18 protein-coding genes and 2 pseudogenes are annotated in these 14,953 nt (G+C 37.4%); 5 read left to right on the top strand and 15 right to left on the bottom strand.

Annotated features, from left to right (window positions below; translation table 11 throughout):
- Positions 1-492 precede the first annotated feature (492 nt).
- Positions 493-648 carry a hypothetical protein gene (locus tag J2Z80_RS15350; protein WP_245301054.1) on the bottom strand — a complete coding sequence of 52 codons (156 nt, stop codon included), beginning with the start codon at positions 646-648 and terminating at the stop codon, positions 493-495.
- On the opposite strand from J2Z80_RS15350, the pseudogene J2Z80_RS00600 reads away from it, so the two are divergent.
- Positions 605-1,063 (top strand): annotated as a pseudogene (locus tag J2Z80_RS00600) (sodium ion-translocating decarboxylase subunit beta). The gene J2Z80_RS15350 and the pseudogene J2Z80_RS00600 sit on opposite strands and share 44 nt — an antisense overlap.
- A gap of 57 nt (positions 1,064-1,120) precedes the next feature.
- On the opposite strand, the gene J2Z80_RS00595 reads toward J2Z80_RS00600, so the two are convergent.
- The 11 genes from J2Z80_RS00595 to J2Z80_RS00545 all read right to left on the bottom strand — a co-directional run bounded on the left by J2Z80_RS00595 (position 1,121) and on the right by J2Z80_RS00545 (position 10,264).
- Positions 1,121-1,531 carry a type II toxin-antitoxin system HicB family antitoxin gene (locus tag J2Z80_RS00595; protein WP_209452625.1) on the bottom strand — a complete coding sequence of 137 codons (411 nt, stop codon included), beginning with the start codon at positions 1,529-1,531 and terminating at the stop codon, positions 1,121-1,123.
- A 43-nt stretch (positions 1,532-1,574) separates the two neighbouring features.
- Positions 1,575-1,772 carry a type II toxin-antitoxin system HicA family toxin gene (locus J2Z80_RS00590; RefSeq protein WP_013297373.1) on the bottom strand — a complete coding sequence of 66 codons (198 nt, stop codon included), beginning with the start codon at positions 1,770-1,772 and terminating at the stop codon, positions 1,575-1,577.
- A 571-nt stretch (positions 1,773-2,343) separates the two neighbouring features.
- Positions 2,344-3,714 (bottom strand): radical SAM protein, encoded by a 1,371-nt coding sequence (locus J2Z80_RS00585; protein ID WP_209452624.1) that lies wholly within the window; start codon positions 3,712-3,714, stop codon positions 2,344-2,346.
- Positions 3,715-3,736: 22 nt separating this feature from the next.
- Positions 3,737-4,270, bottom strand: a complete 534-nt coding sequence (locus tag J2Z80_RS00580) for a hypothetical protein (protein ID WP_209452623.1) — start codon at positions 4,268-4,270, stop codon at positions 3,737-3,739.
- 32 nt (positions 4,271-4,302) lie between these two features.
- On the bottom strand, positions 4,303-5,310 hold the full coding sequence (locus tag J2Z80_RS00575) for an NAD-dependent epimerase/dehydratase family protein (protein WP_209452622.1): 1,008 nt from the start codon (positions 5,308-5,310) through the stop codon (positions 4,303-4,305).
- Positions 5,311-5,336: 26 nt separating this feature from the next.
- Positions 5,337-5,867 (bottom strand): hypothetical protein, encoded by a 531-nt coding sequence (locus tag J2Z80_RS00570; RefSeq protein WP_209452621.1) that lies wholly within the window; start codon positions 5,865-5,867, stop codon positions 5,337-5,339.
- Between the two features lie 239 nt (positions 5,868-6,106).
- Positions 6,107-6,928, bottom strand: a complete 822-nt coding sequence (locus tag J2Z80_RS00565; RefSeq protein ID WP_209452620.1) for a HAMP domain-containing sensor histidine kinase — start codon at positions 6,926-6,928, stop codon at positions 6,107-6,109.
- 248 nt (positions 6,929-7,176) lie between these two features.
- Positions 7,177-7,848 (bottom strand): response regulator transcription factor, encoded by a 672-nt coding sequence (locus J2Z80_RS00560; RefSeq protein ID WP_209452619.1) that lies wholly within the window; start codon positions 7,846-7,848, stop codon positions 7,177-7,179.
- Between the two features lie 236 nt (positions 7,849-8,084).
- Positions 8,085-9,446 (bottom strand): 23S rRNA (uracil(1939)-C(5))-methyltransferase RlmD, encoded by a 1,362-nt coding sequence (rlmD, locus tag J2Z80_RS00555; RefSeq protein WP_209452618.1) that lies wholly within the window; start codon positions 9,444-9,446, stop codon positions 8,085-8,087.
- Between the two features lie 160 nt (positions 9,447-9,606).
- Entirely contained in the window at positions 9,607-10,023 is a 417-nt protein-coding gene (locus J2Z80_RS00550; protein WP_209452617.1) for a type II toxin-antitoxin system HicB family antitoxin, read from the bottom strand.
- A gap of 58 nt (positions 10,024-10,081) precedes the next feature.
- The gene (locus J2Z80_RS00545) at positions 10,082-10,264 is read right to left on the bottom strand and encodes a type II toxin-antitoxin system HicA family toxin (protein ID WP_209452616.1); all 183 of its coding nucleotides are present in this window, start codon (positions 10,262-10,264) and stop codon (positions 10,082-10,084) included.
- Between the two features lie 899 nt (positions 10,265-11,163).
- Here J2Z80_RS00545 and J2Z80_RS00540 point away from each other — a divergent pair.
- Complete coding sequence (locus tag J2Z80_RS00540; protein ID WP_209452615.1) at positions 11,164-12,018, top strand: hypothetical protein; 855 nt, start codon at positions 11,164-11,166, stop codon at positions 12,016-12,018.
- Between the two features lie 452 nt (positions 12,019-12,470).
- On the opposite strand, the gene J2Z80_RS00535 is transcribed toward J2Z80_RS00540, so the two are convergent.
- The 3 genes and pseudogenes from J2Z80_RS00535 to J2Z80_RS00525 all read right to left on the bottom strand — a co-directional run.
- Positions 12,471-12,698 (bottom strand): hypothetical protein, encoded by a 228-nt coding sequence (locus J2Z80_RS00535; protein WP_209452614.1) that lies wholly within the window; start codon positions 12,696-12,698, stop codon positions 12,471-12,473.
- A 201-nt stretch (positions 12,699-12,899) separates the two neighbouring features.
- Positions 12,900-13,058 carry a hypothetical protein gene (locus tag J2Z80_RS00530; protein WP_209452613.1) on the bottom strand — a complete coding sequence of 53 codons (159 nt, stop codon included), beginning with the start codon at positions 13,056-13,058 and terminating at the stop codon, positions 12,900-12,902.
- A gap of 517 nt (positions 13,059-13,575) precedes the next feature.
- Positions 13,576-13,820, bottom strand: a pseudogene (locus J2Z80_RS00525) (methyltransferase domain-containing protein); the annotation flags it as partial.
- Between the two features lie 90 nt (positions 13,821-13,910).
- Between J2Z80_RS00525 and J2Z80_RS00520 the strand changes: the two are divergent.
- Genes J2Z80_RS00520 through J2Z80_RS00510 form a run of 3 tightly spaced genes read left to right on the top strand, consistent with a single transcriptional unit; the run spans position 13,911 to position 14,940 of the window.
- Positions 13,911-14,093 (top strand): spore coat associated protein CotJA, encoded by a 183-nt coding sequence (locus J2Z80_RS00520; RefSeq protein WP_209452612.1) that lies wholly within the window; start codon positions 13,911-13,913, stop codon positions 14,091-14,093.
- A 2-nt stretch (positions 14,094-14,095) separates the two neighbouring features.
- Positions 14,096-14,356: a spore coat protein CotJB gene (locus J2Z80_RS00515; protein ID WP_209452611.1), complete on the top strand. Its 261-nt coding sequence runs from the start codon at positions 14,096-14,098 to the stop codon at positions 14,354-14,356.
- An 11-nt stretch (positions 14,357-14,367) separates the two neighbouring features.
- A complete protein-coding gene (locus J2Z80_RS00510; RefSeq protein WP_209452610.1) occupies positions 14,368-14,940 on the top strand; it encodes a manganese catalase family protein in 573 nt (190 codons plus the stop codon).
- Positions 14,941-14,953 lie beyond the last annotated feature (13 nt).

Below are 14,953 nucleotides of genomic sequence, written 5' to 3'. Positions count from 1 at the left end.
TCTTGTAGTCATCTTCTATGAAAATTATGAAGTTATTTTGTTGTAATAACCTCTTAAAACAGCGTTTATAACTGTCAATTGATCTTTAAATAGGCAAAAGTGTCGGTTTTCCCGTAGGGGTTGCTTGCATTTTTATGATGCTTCGTCTAAGCCTTGTTTTCTCTGTCTTTCGTCCAATCATAAAGTTCCCTATTCTATTCCGAATGCAGAAGTGGGTAAATCTCAGAAGATAGATTGTTTCTATCTTCACATCCCGTTCTTGGACGTATTTGATTGCAAAACGACCAGACTCAACCTGCTAAGTAAAATTGTACAGATAAGCATTTAAAAGTTTTCATAGACATATTTCCGCGAATATACTAAGCATTTGATGAAAATGTTATCAATGCTGTCGTAGGGGCTGCGTTAAACAACAATGTGATTGAATAAGTTCCTTCTTCAATGCATGAATCGAAGCAGTAAAATCTCTGTCAATTACTGTTCCGCTGGATATCAGCTTGATGATGAAAATCGCCATTGTTGCTGATGATAAGTGGAATGTAGTTTCGATGTTTGGAAAGTCAACTCTTCATTTATAATACTTGGTACTGCTGCACACATATGAATTTTTATAGCCTTTATCGGTGCAAAGCTTTTCGGCTTTAACATAAATGAAGCAGGTGTAATTGGTATTATCGGGGGTGCAGGCGGCCCAATGGCAATATATGTAATACAAAAACTGGCTCCATATTTAATGGCACAGATATCTGTGGCAGCATATTCGTACATGGCTCTTATGCCTTTGATTCAACCGCAAATAATGAAATTGCTTACGACTAAAGAAGAAAGGTAGATCATGATGAAACAAGCAAGACCTGTAACAAAAACAGAAAAGATCATATTCCCCATTGGTATAACAGTAATGATTGATTTACTGCTACCTCCGATAGCACCGCTTATTACGATGTTAATGCTAGGCAATCCCCTAAAAGAATTAAGTAGCATTGAGATACTACACACAAAGATACACAATGCCAACAGGGCAGCAAAAGCAACATTAACAGATATAAAAACAAAAGAATAGGTACTAATATGTTATCAGTGAATAATCTTAAAAAATAAAGCACCCATTTTAGAGTGCTTATTGTTTATATTCTCTAATTCCCAATTTTTCTTTAAGAGCCTCTTGAAGTACCTGTGAAAAATTTATTTTGCTTCTTTCGGCGACACTATTGAGCCATGATGGTATTGTCAGTGTTTTCTTTACATAAACAGTTTTAATACTACTTCTATAGTATGGCATCCATACTTCTATTGGTACAACAATTTGATTATCTTCTACTTTTATCTTAGAAATAGGAGTTGGTTCTGGTATAACATCTCCATCGTCTTCCATACCTGAAATATGAAGTGCCATAGCCTCTTTTGCATTTCTTACAGCTTCTTCTTCATTATCTCCACATGTAAAACAGCCAGGTAAATCGGGAAAACTGACAGAAATACCGTCAGATGCATAATCAAATATAGCAGGATAAATATATGTTTCTTTCATCTAAAAGCCTCCTTTTGGCTTGTTTCAGGGAGGGAGGCAGAACTCACTCGAGTTTAAGTCCTGCCTGATCCAAAATACTTTTTGCAGTTTTAAAAGGAATGTCCTTTTTAGGATGTGGTACAGTTACTTTTCCTTGTTTTACTGGATGTTTAAGTTGATGATGACTTCCATTAATTTTTACTATGTACCAACCATCTTGCTGAAGTATTTTGAGTATCTCCCGGGACGAATAACATTTCATATATTACCCTCCCTTAACTAATATTATAACACGTATTCAATACGTGTCAATAGATTTTATAAGATGAAATTGTCATACAGGATAAAAAACAGATGAATCAATGTAAATTTTTCAATTTATCTCAACAGGACCTGGAGATTGAACATTAATCCTCAATCTAGCTATCGCCCATGCCTGGCGCACATGTATAAAAAAGCCTTAAATCAGTTTTTATTGATTCAAGGCTTTTTGCGTTTAGATTTATATTTTAGTTTTATTTGTGACTATAAAACATGGTTTTTCCTTTCTTTGCATGATATATTACTTGCGCTTTTTCTTGGCTGCAGTTATGCCGATGACACCTACAACAGCAATTATTAAAATGACAATGATAGTTTTCATTTAATTCACCTCTTTTCATTTTTAGATACTTACTATACCACAATTAAGCAAATATACGATAGGCTGCTTAACAAAATCATGCCTTATTGTGATATTTCTTCATTATTTACAGTTACTGATTACAGCAACAGCCGCAACAACAACAATGACGTCACCGATAACAGCTTTCACATTCGTACGATTTTTTTCTTTACGCCAATTTCGACTTATTGCACGCCGAACAATGTCCTGCGCATTTCCAAAGCTCCTCTGCAACCGGTGCCCAATTTTCTGCGGGGATTTTGCATTTGGCAGAAAGGCGGTGCACATCTTCAGGATTTTCCAAATCGGTGGAGTGCGCACCTGAGGTTTCCACCATTTCCACTAATGCATCTGGGTTATCCAGCAGCGGACAAGGGCGCAGGTGGTTTTCGTTGAACGGCTGACGATCGTGGTAAGCCATGAATAACGGAGATTGCAAAGCTTCCAACAGAGTCTTTTCACGAATGTTAGAATCCGAATAGTGAATGAACGCACAAGGTTCTATATCGCCATTTGCGTTGACGTGCAAATAGCGTCTTCCCCCTGCTATACATCCGTCCACATATTCTCCGTCGTTCCAAAAATCCAAAGTGAATAAAGGCTTTGTTCCGCGGAATTTGCGCACCTGCTCATACATAAATTTTCTTTGTTCGGCGCTGACCATCAGCTCTGGTACTGCTGAGTTCCCAATAGGCATATATGTAAAAAACCAGCAAAATTTCGCACCCCATTCAATCATTTGATCAAAATACTCCTCCGAACCAATTATGTGAACGTTTTTGCTCGTGTAGCAGCAGGAGATCCCGAACGGCAGACGCTTGGCCTTGAGTATCGACATAGCTTTTTCAACTTTTTTGAATGTGCCGATTCCACGCCGAAAGTCAGTATCTTCTTCAAAGCCTTCAACGCTGATGGCAGGGATGAAATTCTTGACCATCAGCATTTCATCAGCAAAAGCTTCATCAATGAGGGTGCCGTTTGTAAACGCACTGAACTGGCAGTCTGGATGTGTTTCACACAAACGGATGATGTCCGCCTTTCTTACAAGAGGCTCTCCCCCAGAATAAAGGAAAAAGCGGACACCAAGCTCTTTCGCCTGGCAAATAATGTTATTAAGCTCATCGTATGTCAAGTTCAACTTGTTTCCGTATTCAGCCGCCCAGCACCCAGTGCATTGGAGATTACAGGCCGACGTAGGGTCAATTAAAAGCGCCCATGGGATATTGCAGTTATACTTTTCCTGAAGCTCTTCATTTATATCTCCCCATTTCAAGGATGCATTTATTACAAAATTTTCAAAAATCTTTTTTCTCACATCATCATCAATATCCGTCCAAAGGCTGATTATATATTTGTACCAGTTGCTTTCGGTCTCCGATATAACCTTTTTAACCGCGTCTATTTGCTCGTCAAGAATTCCTGACGGTATAAATTTGTCAAGAAAATAAACGAGTTTAGGGATGTTGGTTTCCGGATCGCGGTCCACGAATTCATACGCCTTGCGCAGGGCTACAGCCTGCAAATCGGACTTAATACCCATTGATAAGCACTTCCTTTCTGTGTCAATTATTTAATAAACGATTGGCTTTCTCGCATGTCTCATAAATTGCGTCATATTTCTGTTCAATAATGGGGGATACTTCATCCGTCTTTTTGCTTTTGATTTTTTCATAGCAAAAATACGGAATTATCCAGCCTATAACCCCTGGAACTGCAAGAATTATACTGAGCGGCAGCATACCAGCCAAATAGCTGAACACCGAGCCTGCCATAAACGTTGTTCCGAAGACGCCAATAACATATGCCACAGTGCTTGCCCCGACTACTTTAGACATTTCCAATCTCTCGATTTCCTTTGCATAGCTCTCAAACTGACGCTGAAGCCGGGTCAGTTCGGCTTTGTTCCTAATCTTGCGGTCGCGCTTAAATTTCAATGTTACATAAATTGGTCCCTTAATGCTATTTGTAATGCCTTCCAATATCCAGCCAAAGTTAGGATAACTGTCTGCATACAAGGCTTCCATGTCACGTTTAACAGTAATGTCCCTGTACTCAAAGACAACAAAATTATTCTCGTTCTTTATAACTTCACTCATCTATAACACTCCTTTTACAAAATTGCCTTCCACTAAATCTTCCCCTCTGCCTTGAGCCACTGCACTTCATCAAATATTGTATCTTCAAACGGACGACACTTATAACCGAGTTCCTTTTCTGCTTTGCTGTAATCAAAGTTGTTATTGCGAGTCAAGTTATAGATTGCAAAATCGGTAAGTTTAGGAGGTTTGCCGGTAATCTTGCTGCCAATGGCCATAATTTTGGCAATAAGCCTGGCAACAGGCACAGACAAAATAGTGATTTTACGGTTTATCCCCAAGGCTCGATTTAAAATCTCAAACATCTCTTTCATCGAAACAAGACAATTTGCCATAATATAGCATTCACCTCGGCGACCTTTGTCGCAGCATGCAATGACACCATCGGCCAAATCTCGTACATCAACACTGTTGAAGTATCCCTCAATGGCAGCAGTCAGTTCACCTTTGGCATACTGTATGATTACAGAGCTAACTGGACCGAATGCATAATCATTGGGACCGCAGATACCGCTGGGATGCACAATAGATGCATCCAGTTGCGGATATTTTTTAACCGCGTCCAGCACCAGTTGACTTGCTTCCGCCTTGGTCACCGAATAATATCCTACCAATCCTTTTGTTGTGAAATGATCAACCTCTCGAATTGGCTGATTGCCAGGCAGTTCCGGGATAGCCCCTGTAGAGCTTATATAAACCAGCTTTTTCACGTGGTATTTCAGGCACATGTTAATGATATTCTGTGTACCATGTACATTAACAGCCCACACCTTCTTGTTGGGATTCGGATCTAGAGTCACGATACTGGCGCTGTGGATTACTACGATTTCCAGTTCATCCGGCACATTGAAAAATTCCTCCAAAGACGGGATATCCAGTACGTCGCCCATAACAACTTGAGTACCACTGGGAACATATTTAATAGCCGGGTCGTCCTTGAGAACAAGTGCACGTACTGTTTCTCCCCGTTCAATAAGCCGGCGAGAAATATTGCTTCCAAGCAGGCCAGTAGCCCCTGTTAAAAGATAGATTCGATTCATGTTTTTTCCCCTTTTCATAGTGTTAATTAAAACTTGTTCAGCAGTGCATTTCCTTTTTGGCACACCTCATAAATGGCATCATACTGCTGATCGATCATAGGGGCTACTTTGTCAGTTTTTTTGTTTCGGATTCGCACATAACAGAAATACGGTATTATCCAGCCGATAAACGCAGGGACAGCAAGAATTATACTGAGCAGCAGCATATTAGCTAAATAGCTGAATACTGAGCCTGCCATGAAGGCCGTTCCAATGACGCCAATAACATATGCTACGGCGCTTGCCCCAACTACTTTAGACATTTCCAACCTCTCGATTTCCTTTGCATGACTCTCGAATTGATGCTGAAGTCTTGTCAACTCAGCTTTGTTCTTAATTTTTCGGTCACGCTTGAATTTCAAGGTAACATGCGTCAGCCCCTTAACGGCAGGGCTAGTGCCATCCAGTACCCAGCCAAAGTAGGGATAGCTGTCTACATATAATGCTTCCATGTCGCGTTTTACAGTAATATCCTTGTACTCATAGCCGATAAAATTATTTTTTTCAGTCTCACTCATATCAATCGCTCCTTTTTATAAAATTTCTTATCAGAATCACGAGTTTAATTACCCGTTCTTTATCTGATGTTTCTATTATGCTATAGCAATGTTTTTAAATTGTTGGAGAAATGTTTAAGAAATATTAATTTGAAATAAATCAAATGAGAATTTTTTAACAAAAAAGCAGCATGAATTAAAAAGTCAAATTCACGCTGCTTGGTTTTAATATTTGTACTTAATAGTGTAAAAATTCGCTTTTATATATTTTTTCTTAATCTGACTGTAAATGTTGAGCCTTTGCCCGGCTCACTCTTTACCGATATAGAGCCGTCTAACAGTTCAATAACTCTAAGCACAAGGGCAAGGCCAAGGCCGTTTCCTTCGCTGGAATGAGATGTATCTCCCTGATAAAATTTGTCGAAAATGTGCTTCATCGCTTCATCACTGATTCCGCAACCTGTGTCGGACACTGATACGGTGACTGTGTCTTCATCAGAAGTCTGCTTTAATGTAATCTTTCCACCTGGTTCGGTAAATTTTATAGCGTTGGAAAACAGGTTGTTCCATACTAGTTCCAGCATGCTTTCATCCGCGCGTATAACGGCTTGATCCTCAATATCTGCTTCAAATTCGATTCCTTTTTCTTCCCACAAGTTTTCAAAAGAAAGCGCACAGTTGCATAACTGCCTGCACAAATCATATGGCTCCGCAACTGGTCTTATCTCCTGATTTTCAAGTTTATTCAGCTTGAGCATATTAGTAACAAGTGCTGTCAGCCGTCGAGATGCCGTAATTATTGTATCTGTATATTCTTTACGCTGTTCAAAAGACAAATTTTCTTTCTGCAGCGCCATGGCATAGCTTTGAATAACGGATAGCGGTGTCTTAATCTCGTGTGATACGTTTGCTATAAAATCACTTTTCAATGTTTCGATACTGCCCAGTTCTTCCACCATCTTATTGAAATCCTCAAACATTACATCCATATAATCAAACTTGTCCGATGCATGGATAGGCTCAAGATATACTGAAAAATCTCCATTTGCCACGTCTCTTGCAGCCTCGCTCAGCCGACGCATCGGTTCATCAAACTTCTTGCGTATCTGATGGTGAGTAACCAGGCTAAAAATTGCAGTAACAATTGCCCAATACCCAAGCATACTCCAAATAAATTCCGGTGGCACACTGCCAAAATTAACATATTTGTTAAAAATCATCCACTGACCTGCAGACAATGTCAGCAATACAAAGTAGGTCAAGGCATACTCTATCCAAGCAAAATGCCTGGTTTTGACACGGCTATCCTTTTCTATTTGTTTCTTTATTTTCATTTCAGCACCGCCTTGTACCCAAGCCCATGTACCGTAACAATTTTGAAATCCTCACAGCAGGAAAACTTATCCCGAAGTTTAGTTATATATATATCTACGGCACGAAGGCTGGTTTCGCTGTCAATCCCCCAAAATTCATCCATGAGCTGTGCACGGGAAAAGGTGTGGTTGGGATACGAAAGCATTTTGTAGAGTATGTTGAATTCACGCACTGTCACCGGGATTTCCTCCCCGTTGACCGTCGCAGTCATTGCATCCGCGTCCATTACAAGGCTTCCTACTATAAGCCGCTTTTCATTGGCAATATTCGCCCGCCTAAGCAACGCTCCTACGCGCAGTACCAGCTCATCCATATTAATCGGCTTTACCATATAATCGTCAATGCCTGCCCTGAATCCTTTTTGTTTTGATGAGATATCGTCAAGAGCACTGATAAAAAGTATAGGAATAACCTTATTTAATTCACGCACCGTTTTTGCAAACTCATAACCGTCGATTTCCGGCATCATAATATCCGAAATTATTAAATCGTATGTACTATTATACATTAAATCATATGCTTCCTTCGGATTCAAACATCCTTTTGCAGAATATCCGTTATCATTAAGATAGGTACATATCAGCTGATTTAGCTTTTCATCATCTTCAACAACGAGTATATTAACCATGCGGCAAACACCTCCGTTTTATTTTAAGCTTTTATAATTGTAACAAACAGATGTTAAAGAAATGTTTATACCCCCATACCCACCGAAAACCGCCACGAAAGATTGTAAATGTGTTTTCATGAACAGTGGCGCAATAAAACACACATATCTTACATGTATATCCACCGTCAAAAAGCACATTTTAGGCAGATGGCAAATCACTTGAAAACCTAGGGTTCAAACCATTTTTTAGGCACTTATTTGTTTTTTACATTTGTCAACAGAACCACCGTCTCAACGTGATATGTGTGAGGAAACATGTCAACACATTTTACCTTTTCCACTTTGTATTGTCTCTGTGTCAACATTTTTAAATCCCTAGCAAGTGATACAGGATTGCATGATACGTAGATTATCTTTTCTGGGTTTAACTTTATGATGTCCATTACAGCTTTTGGATTTACTCCCGGTCTCGGAGGATCTAATACAACCACATCTGGCTTTTCGTCTATCTCCCTTATTCTTTGTGCAACATCACCAGCTATAAAATGTATATTGCCAAGCCCATTTAATCGCGCATTTTCTCGTGCAGCATCAACGGCTTCTTCGACAAGTTCTATGCCTATGACTTTTTCCGCAAGTGGTGCCATTATCATTCCTATAGTCCCAGTACCGCAATACAAGTCAAATAAAATTTTGTTAGATATTTCTCCCGCAAATTCCCTTGCTACACTGTAGAGCTTCTCTGCACCTTTTGAATTAGTTTGGAAAAATGAAAATGCGCTTATCTTAAATTTAAGACCGAGTATTTCTTCCATTATATAGTCTCTGCCGTACAAAACTGTAAGTTTTTCGCACTTAACTGCATCAGAATAGCTGTCATTTACAGTGTGTAATATACCTATAAGTTTACCATTTAATTTTATGCTTCTAAGCTCATCTACCAGTTTACTAAAATCGTGTTTTATCTGAGATGTTGTAACAACATTAATGATAACCTCACCTGTATTTGCAGCTTTTCTAATAACTAAGTATCTCATATAGCCTTCATGTGTCTTTATATTATAGTGTGGTAAGCTGTGCTGTTTTGCATAATCCAAAACAATTTTTAAGCAGGTGATAAAATCACTATCAACAATCCTGCAGTCTTCCGTCGTTACAATATTGTAATACCTGCCTTTCACGTGAAGTCCCAACTGACTTATCCCATTGTCATCTTTTCCAAACGTGTACTCCATCTTGTTTCTGTATAAAAAGGCATCTGGACTTCTGACAATGCCGAGAAATTCAAAATCTTTTATTCCTGCTTCACCAAGAAGTTTTTTTACATAATCTTCTTTCAATTTTAATTGATCTTCATAATTTATATTTAAATATGCACAACCGCCACATTTACCAAAATGACTACATACATCATCGGACTCCATAGGCGATCTCTCTAGTACCTCTACAACATCTGCCTCAATTTCTTCACCTTTTATTTTTTTTATCTTCACCTTTGCCTTTTGCCCTTTAATAGCTCCTCTTACTTTAATAATATTGCCACTTAAATGTGTTAATCCATGTCCATTTAAGTCCATATCATCTATATTAACTATTATTTCTTCGTTTTTCTTCATGTCACATTTCCCCTAAACTTTAATATACATTATATATATCATACATGTGTAAATACGTCAAAATATTTTCGATGAGGCATATTATCACATAAATATATAACATGAACATTATATATTGAAAACATTAAATGAAGTAATACTAAAAAATAAAGCACCTATTTTAGAGTGCTTTATATCTATCTGTTATTTTTAATTGTTCTTTTAGTGCATATTGAAGTACTTGCGAAAAGTTTATATTTGCCTTTTCCGCTGCCTCATTTAACCATCGCGGAATTGTTACTGTTTTATTGACACTTTTATTGGCCATTTCATCACGAACAGGAGGCATGTAAACCTCAATAAGATTTACAAAAGCACCTTCAGGAACTTTTATTTTTTCTGGTGCTGTTGGATCTGGAATTATTTCATTATCTTCTTCCAAATTATATATATAAAGCTCTAAAGCATCCTTAGCCATATACAATGCTTCATCAAGTGTATCACCTTCGGTTATGCATCCTGGCAAATCGGGAAAAGTTACAGTATAACCACCGTTTCCGTCAGACTCAAATACAGCCGGAAAAATATATCTATCCATAACAAAACCTCCTCTTATATTTTTATTTTATATTAACCTTTTATGCAAGCAGGATCTTTTATTTTAACCCTGCTTGCTTTAGGATTGAATTCAATGTTTTAGGCTTTAAGTCTTTGTTGTGATATGGAATTTGAATTTTGCCTGGCTTTGAAGGATGTATCATATGTACATGAGAACCTCTCTGATTTTTTACTATCCATCCTTCCTTCTGAAGCATTTTTATTAATTCCTTGGGTTTCATTTCCCTTCCTCCTGATAATTATATCATAACACGTGTATATTACACGTGTCAATAGATAAAAATCATTCGAATAGGAGCTGAATAATTATTTTATTTAACGTCCTCTCACACCACCGTACGTACCGTTCGGTATACATCGGTTCATGAATTTCTACTCTTCACACTGGTTGTAGCTCATACTTTCCTTTCAGTGATTGTTGCTTTATGGTTTAAAGTTTTCTTTAAGATATGGTAGAAGTTCATCTACTTCAATACTATTGACTCCATGGCTCCCTCTTGGCTAATGGTTCCCATGACTTCGCCCACAGCGGACTTTAACCGCCTAGATATCGCCCATGTTGTGCACACTAAAAGCGGATGAGTTTACGAATTTCAGTAAACTGAGCACAAAAACTATTATATTAGCTAATTCTGCAATCAAATCGTCATCTATAAGTTCAATTGTCAGATTAAAAAAGATGCGGGTCATATTTCAAAGCCTTCCTTTATTAAATAATTTTTCAGTTTGAGCCGAACTCTAAAAATCATAGATTTCACTTTGCTCTCAGATATAAAAAATCGAACAACTATTTCGGAAATGGAATCGTAAAACCAATATCTCCGTATAAAAACGTTGCGATTCAAGCTTACTGCCGCAATACTCAAGTAATAACTGGATACCAAAATGCAAAAATATGATTTTTGATAAATAATTTGTAATAGTCGCTATATTAGAATTGTTATTATTTTTTGTATTTTTTCTCTAATACTGTCACAAACAACACTTTCCAATTGTTTTAATATATAGAAACTCATTTTAGTAGATTTTTAAAGGAGATGATTTCATTGTTCAATTAATACACTTTCGATAAGAGCTTAAATCAACTGTTAAAATTCAAAGGATGTGAGGAGGATTTTATATGTCAAAGCTGAAAAAAGTATTTGCGTTGTTTATTTCTGTAGTCATTATAGGATCTGCAAATGTCATGGCATTTGCTGCTGAAACAGATACAAGTTACCATGACAAAATGGTAGTCGAACAATTGAAGCAGGAAATGCATGCTGCTGAACAGAATTCCGCTGCTATTGATGAGATGGACAAACAGTTAGATGTTCTCACACCGAAACTTGTCGAAGCATATAACGAGTTTTCGCAAAACAGAATTGCTTCTCATTTTTTTGCATCTGATAACAATACGATTACTGCATTTGTTGATTATGCAGCCGAACAAGGCATGATAGAGGATACAGCAGAATCAAAAAATGCTGTAACTAAGGCTCTTGTAAGACTTTCCTTTAAGGCTGTAGTCACAGGAGGAAATGCTTTGGGCTACAAATTTGCTGCTGAACTATTGGATCATTCTTTACAAGATTCTCCAAGCGATAAGTCATATAATCGCGGAAGTACACGGTCCAATCAGGTTCAAAATAGTTCAGAATTTAAATCTATTGTTAAGAACATAAAGTCTCAGTTAGCCAAGACATCAAAAACTGTTTGGAGTGATACTGGCAGTACAACTCTAAATAGCACTACAGATTTGTTTTTGGCATTAAATAAGGTTTCTTACATTGCCGGCGCAGAAAAAGTAAATGGCAAATGGACTATTTACATAAGATTCCATGACACCTATGATTTTGAATATAAAGATTGGATGGGCGCCCCTGGTGTATCCGGGGCTATGGCAACAGCACTAAACAACTATGGCGCTTATGCAAATAGCATTGGTGCCATTGTTAGCTATGATATTGCAATATATACAAGTGCAACATATTAAGCTGGTTGATTATAGGGTAATTTAGTCCATTAAAGGGGCGTTGCTTTTATATCATTTAAAGGCAATGCCCCTTTAATTTATTTCTGAATTAACTATTTGTATTAAAATGGGCTACTGTTAATAGTTGATTGTTTTGCCATTTTGTAAGGATCTCCTGTTCCCTTTAAAATGTAATAATTTCCTGTAAGTTATCGTCCGGGACATGGTCTTGGGCAATCTTTTTCTGCCGAATCTTTCGACATAGCTTGCTTTCCACATGCATATGCAGACCTACGGGAACCTTCTCCTGTTCATCACGGAAAATCCGACTCATGTGCTACAGAAACCTTGTTGCTACATGGTAAATGGATGAATCACGGAAAGAACCCAGATGGTCGAGGAAAACTGTGCATAAAGGATGAACTTTTCTCATTCGTTAAATTTATCAGATGCAGAAATTATTTAAAGCATAACTAAGAATCAAACCTTCCTGGACCGAATCCGTACATTCCTGCAACAAAAAGAACTATAATCCAAAGGATAAAAATTCCCAGAAAAATTCCACCTACAACAAAAAAATTTTTAGATTTTTGACCTCTTTTCTTTTTTATAATACCAGTGATGAAAAAAGGAATTGCTATCAATACAGTCAATGGAATGTATGCAAAAATTGTATAAAGTGTAATTTCAAGTTTACTCAACACAATACCTCCTATTTTAAAGTTGACATATTAAATGGCAAACATCCTATCTTAATTTTTTCAACATAGTCCTTCTTTTGTCTTAATTAACACCTAACAAGAATATACGTGCTCATAGCTTCACAAGCAGACTATTTATATTTTCAATTATAGCATTATATATCGATTATCAATATATGGATGTTAATGAAATTTTTCCAATCAATACGTTATTGTCTTGCTGTAAATTATACCCATCTCCCTGTCACCATCCTCTGATATATAGTAATATGTCTCAACTCTGTAAGTCCCACCGGACATCTGATATGTTTCGAGTATAGATGCTGACAAAGATGTTGAAGATTTAGACCAGCTTTTCACGTTTGACCATGATCCGTTAGAATAACGCTGCAGAGTAGATGTGAGATAAATGTTTTTTCCAACAGCTGTTTTTGCACATACCTATATAAAGTGGCCTTTTTTAAGCATATCATCCGTAAAACTGATGAACATCGGTACTCTCCTCCCTTTCCAAAATTTCTTCAAGCATGTGCCTGCGCTTTCAAGCCGTTTTCTGACCGTCGCCTCAGATATATCCAAGATCTTTGCTATTTCCTAATTTGAAAATTCCTGGACGTATTTAAGCCTCTGTACATCTTTATATATGGCAGGCAACTTCATATGGCTTCCGCAAAATAATCCAAATCATCAGTTCGTTCTAATTGCTCTTTAGCAATGCAAAATGCAACTTCTTCAATCGTAACCGCATCATATCTTTTTCGCTGGTTATGCATATTGATGATGGTGTTTCTAACTATAATAACAACATAGCTTTTGGTTTTGTGACAGGAAACTTCTCCCATTTTATCGAAATTAACGCACTTTACTTTTTCTACTATTTTTGTACGGCATCACCCGCTATAAACTGTATATTCTTAAGTCCATTTATTGTGCATTTTCTCGTGCAGCATCGACGGCTTCTTCAACAAGTTCTATGTCTATGACTTTTTTAGCCAACGGTGCCATTATTATTCCTATAGTCCCAGTACTGCAATACAAGTCGAATAAAACTTTATTAGATATTTCACCTGCAAATTCCCTTGCTATGCTGTAGAGCTTCTCTGCACCTTTTGAATTAGTTTGGGAGTCAAAACAATCTACATACGCATGTTATCACACAAATATATATTTATGAATATTATATATTGAAAACTTTAAATGGAGGTCATAGATATGTATGAGTATAACGGATTTTATATACAAAACTTTGACGCAGGACAAAAAGGCTTAGCCGAAGCATATATACCAATGCAGAAATATATATCAGCATATCCGCCTGAACAAGGTCTTATGAGGGGTACAATATTTCCAGAGTTGGATAAACCGTATATCGAAGAGAGGATGAGGGGGTATTAATAATGGATGCAAATCAAGTGGCATTGATAAAAAAAATAATGGAAATAGACTTTGCATGTATAGACTTAAATCTATACCTTGATACACATCCTGATGATCAAAAAGCATTAAAAGATTACAACTATTATAGCCAACAGTCAAAATCATTAAAAGCACAATATGAGCAGCTTTACGGTCCACTGATGTCTTTCGGCGAAACACCTGTACAGTGCAATAGATTTAGATGGGTAGACGACCCATGGCCTTGGGAAATTCAGTATTAAGGAGTGATACTATGTGGGTGTATGAAAAAAAATTAGAATATCCTGTAAATGTATGTAAACCAGATATCAAGATGGCTAAATTTTTAATTGCACAGTATGGAGGACCTGATGGAGAGCTTGCCGCAGCACTTAGGTATCAAACGCAAAGATATACAATGCCGACTGGTCAAGCAAAGGGAACATTGACAGACATATCTACAGAAGAATTTGCACATCTGGAAATAATTGCTACAATGGTGTTCAAACTTTTAAAAGGCGTTCCAGTTGAAGAACTTAAAAGAGAAGGTCTTGGAGAACAGTATACAGAACACGACAGGGCTCTTTTCTACAGCGATACAACAGGTATGCTTTGGACAGCGGCATACATTCAAGCAAAGGGTGATGTAATCGCAGATCTACATGAAGACATGGCAGCCGAGGAAAAAGCAAGAGCAACGTATGAGCACCTTATAAATCTTACAGATGACCCTTGTGTAAAAGATACGTTGAGATTTTTAAGAGAAAGGGAAATTGTGCACTTCCAAAGATTTGGTGAAACTTTAGATAAGGTAAGAGAACATCTAAATTGCAAAAAAATATTTTAAAAAAGCCGGAAAA

The sequence above is a fragment of the Thermoanaerobacterium butyriciformans genome (genome assembly GCF_017874545.1).
Classification (GTDB): Bacteria; Bacillota; Thermoanaerobacteria; order Thermoanaerobacterales; family Thermoanaerobacteraceae; genus Thermoanaerobacterium; species Thermoanaerobacterium butyriciformans.
Note: the sequence above shows the minus strand (reverse complement) of the source record. Positions and strands in the feature narration are given on the sequence as shown.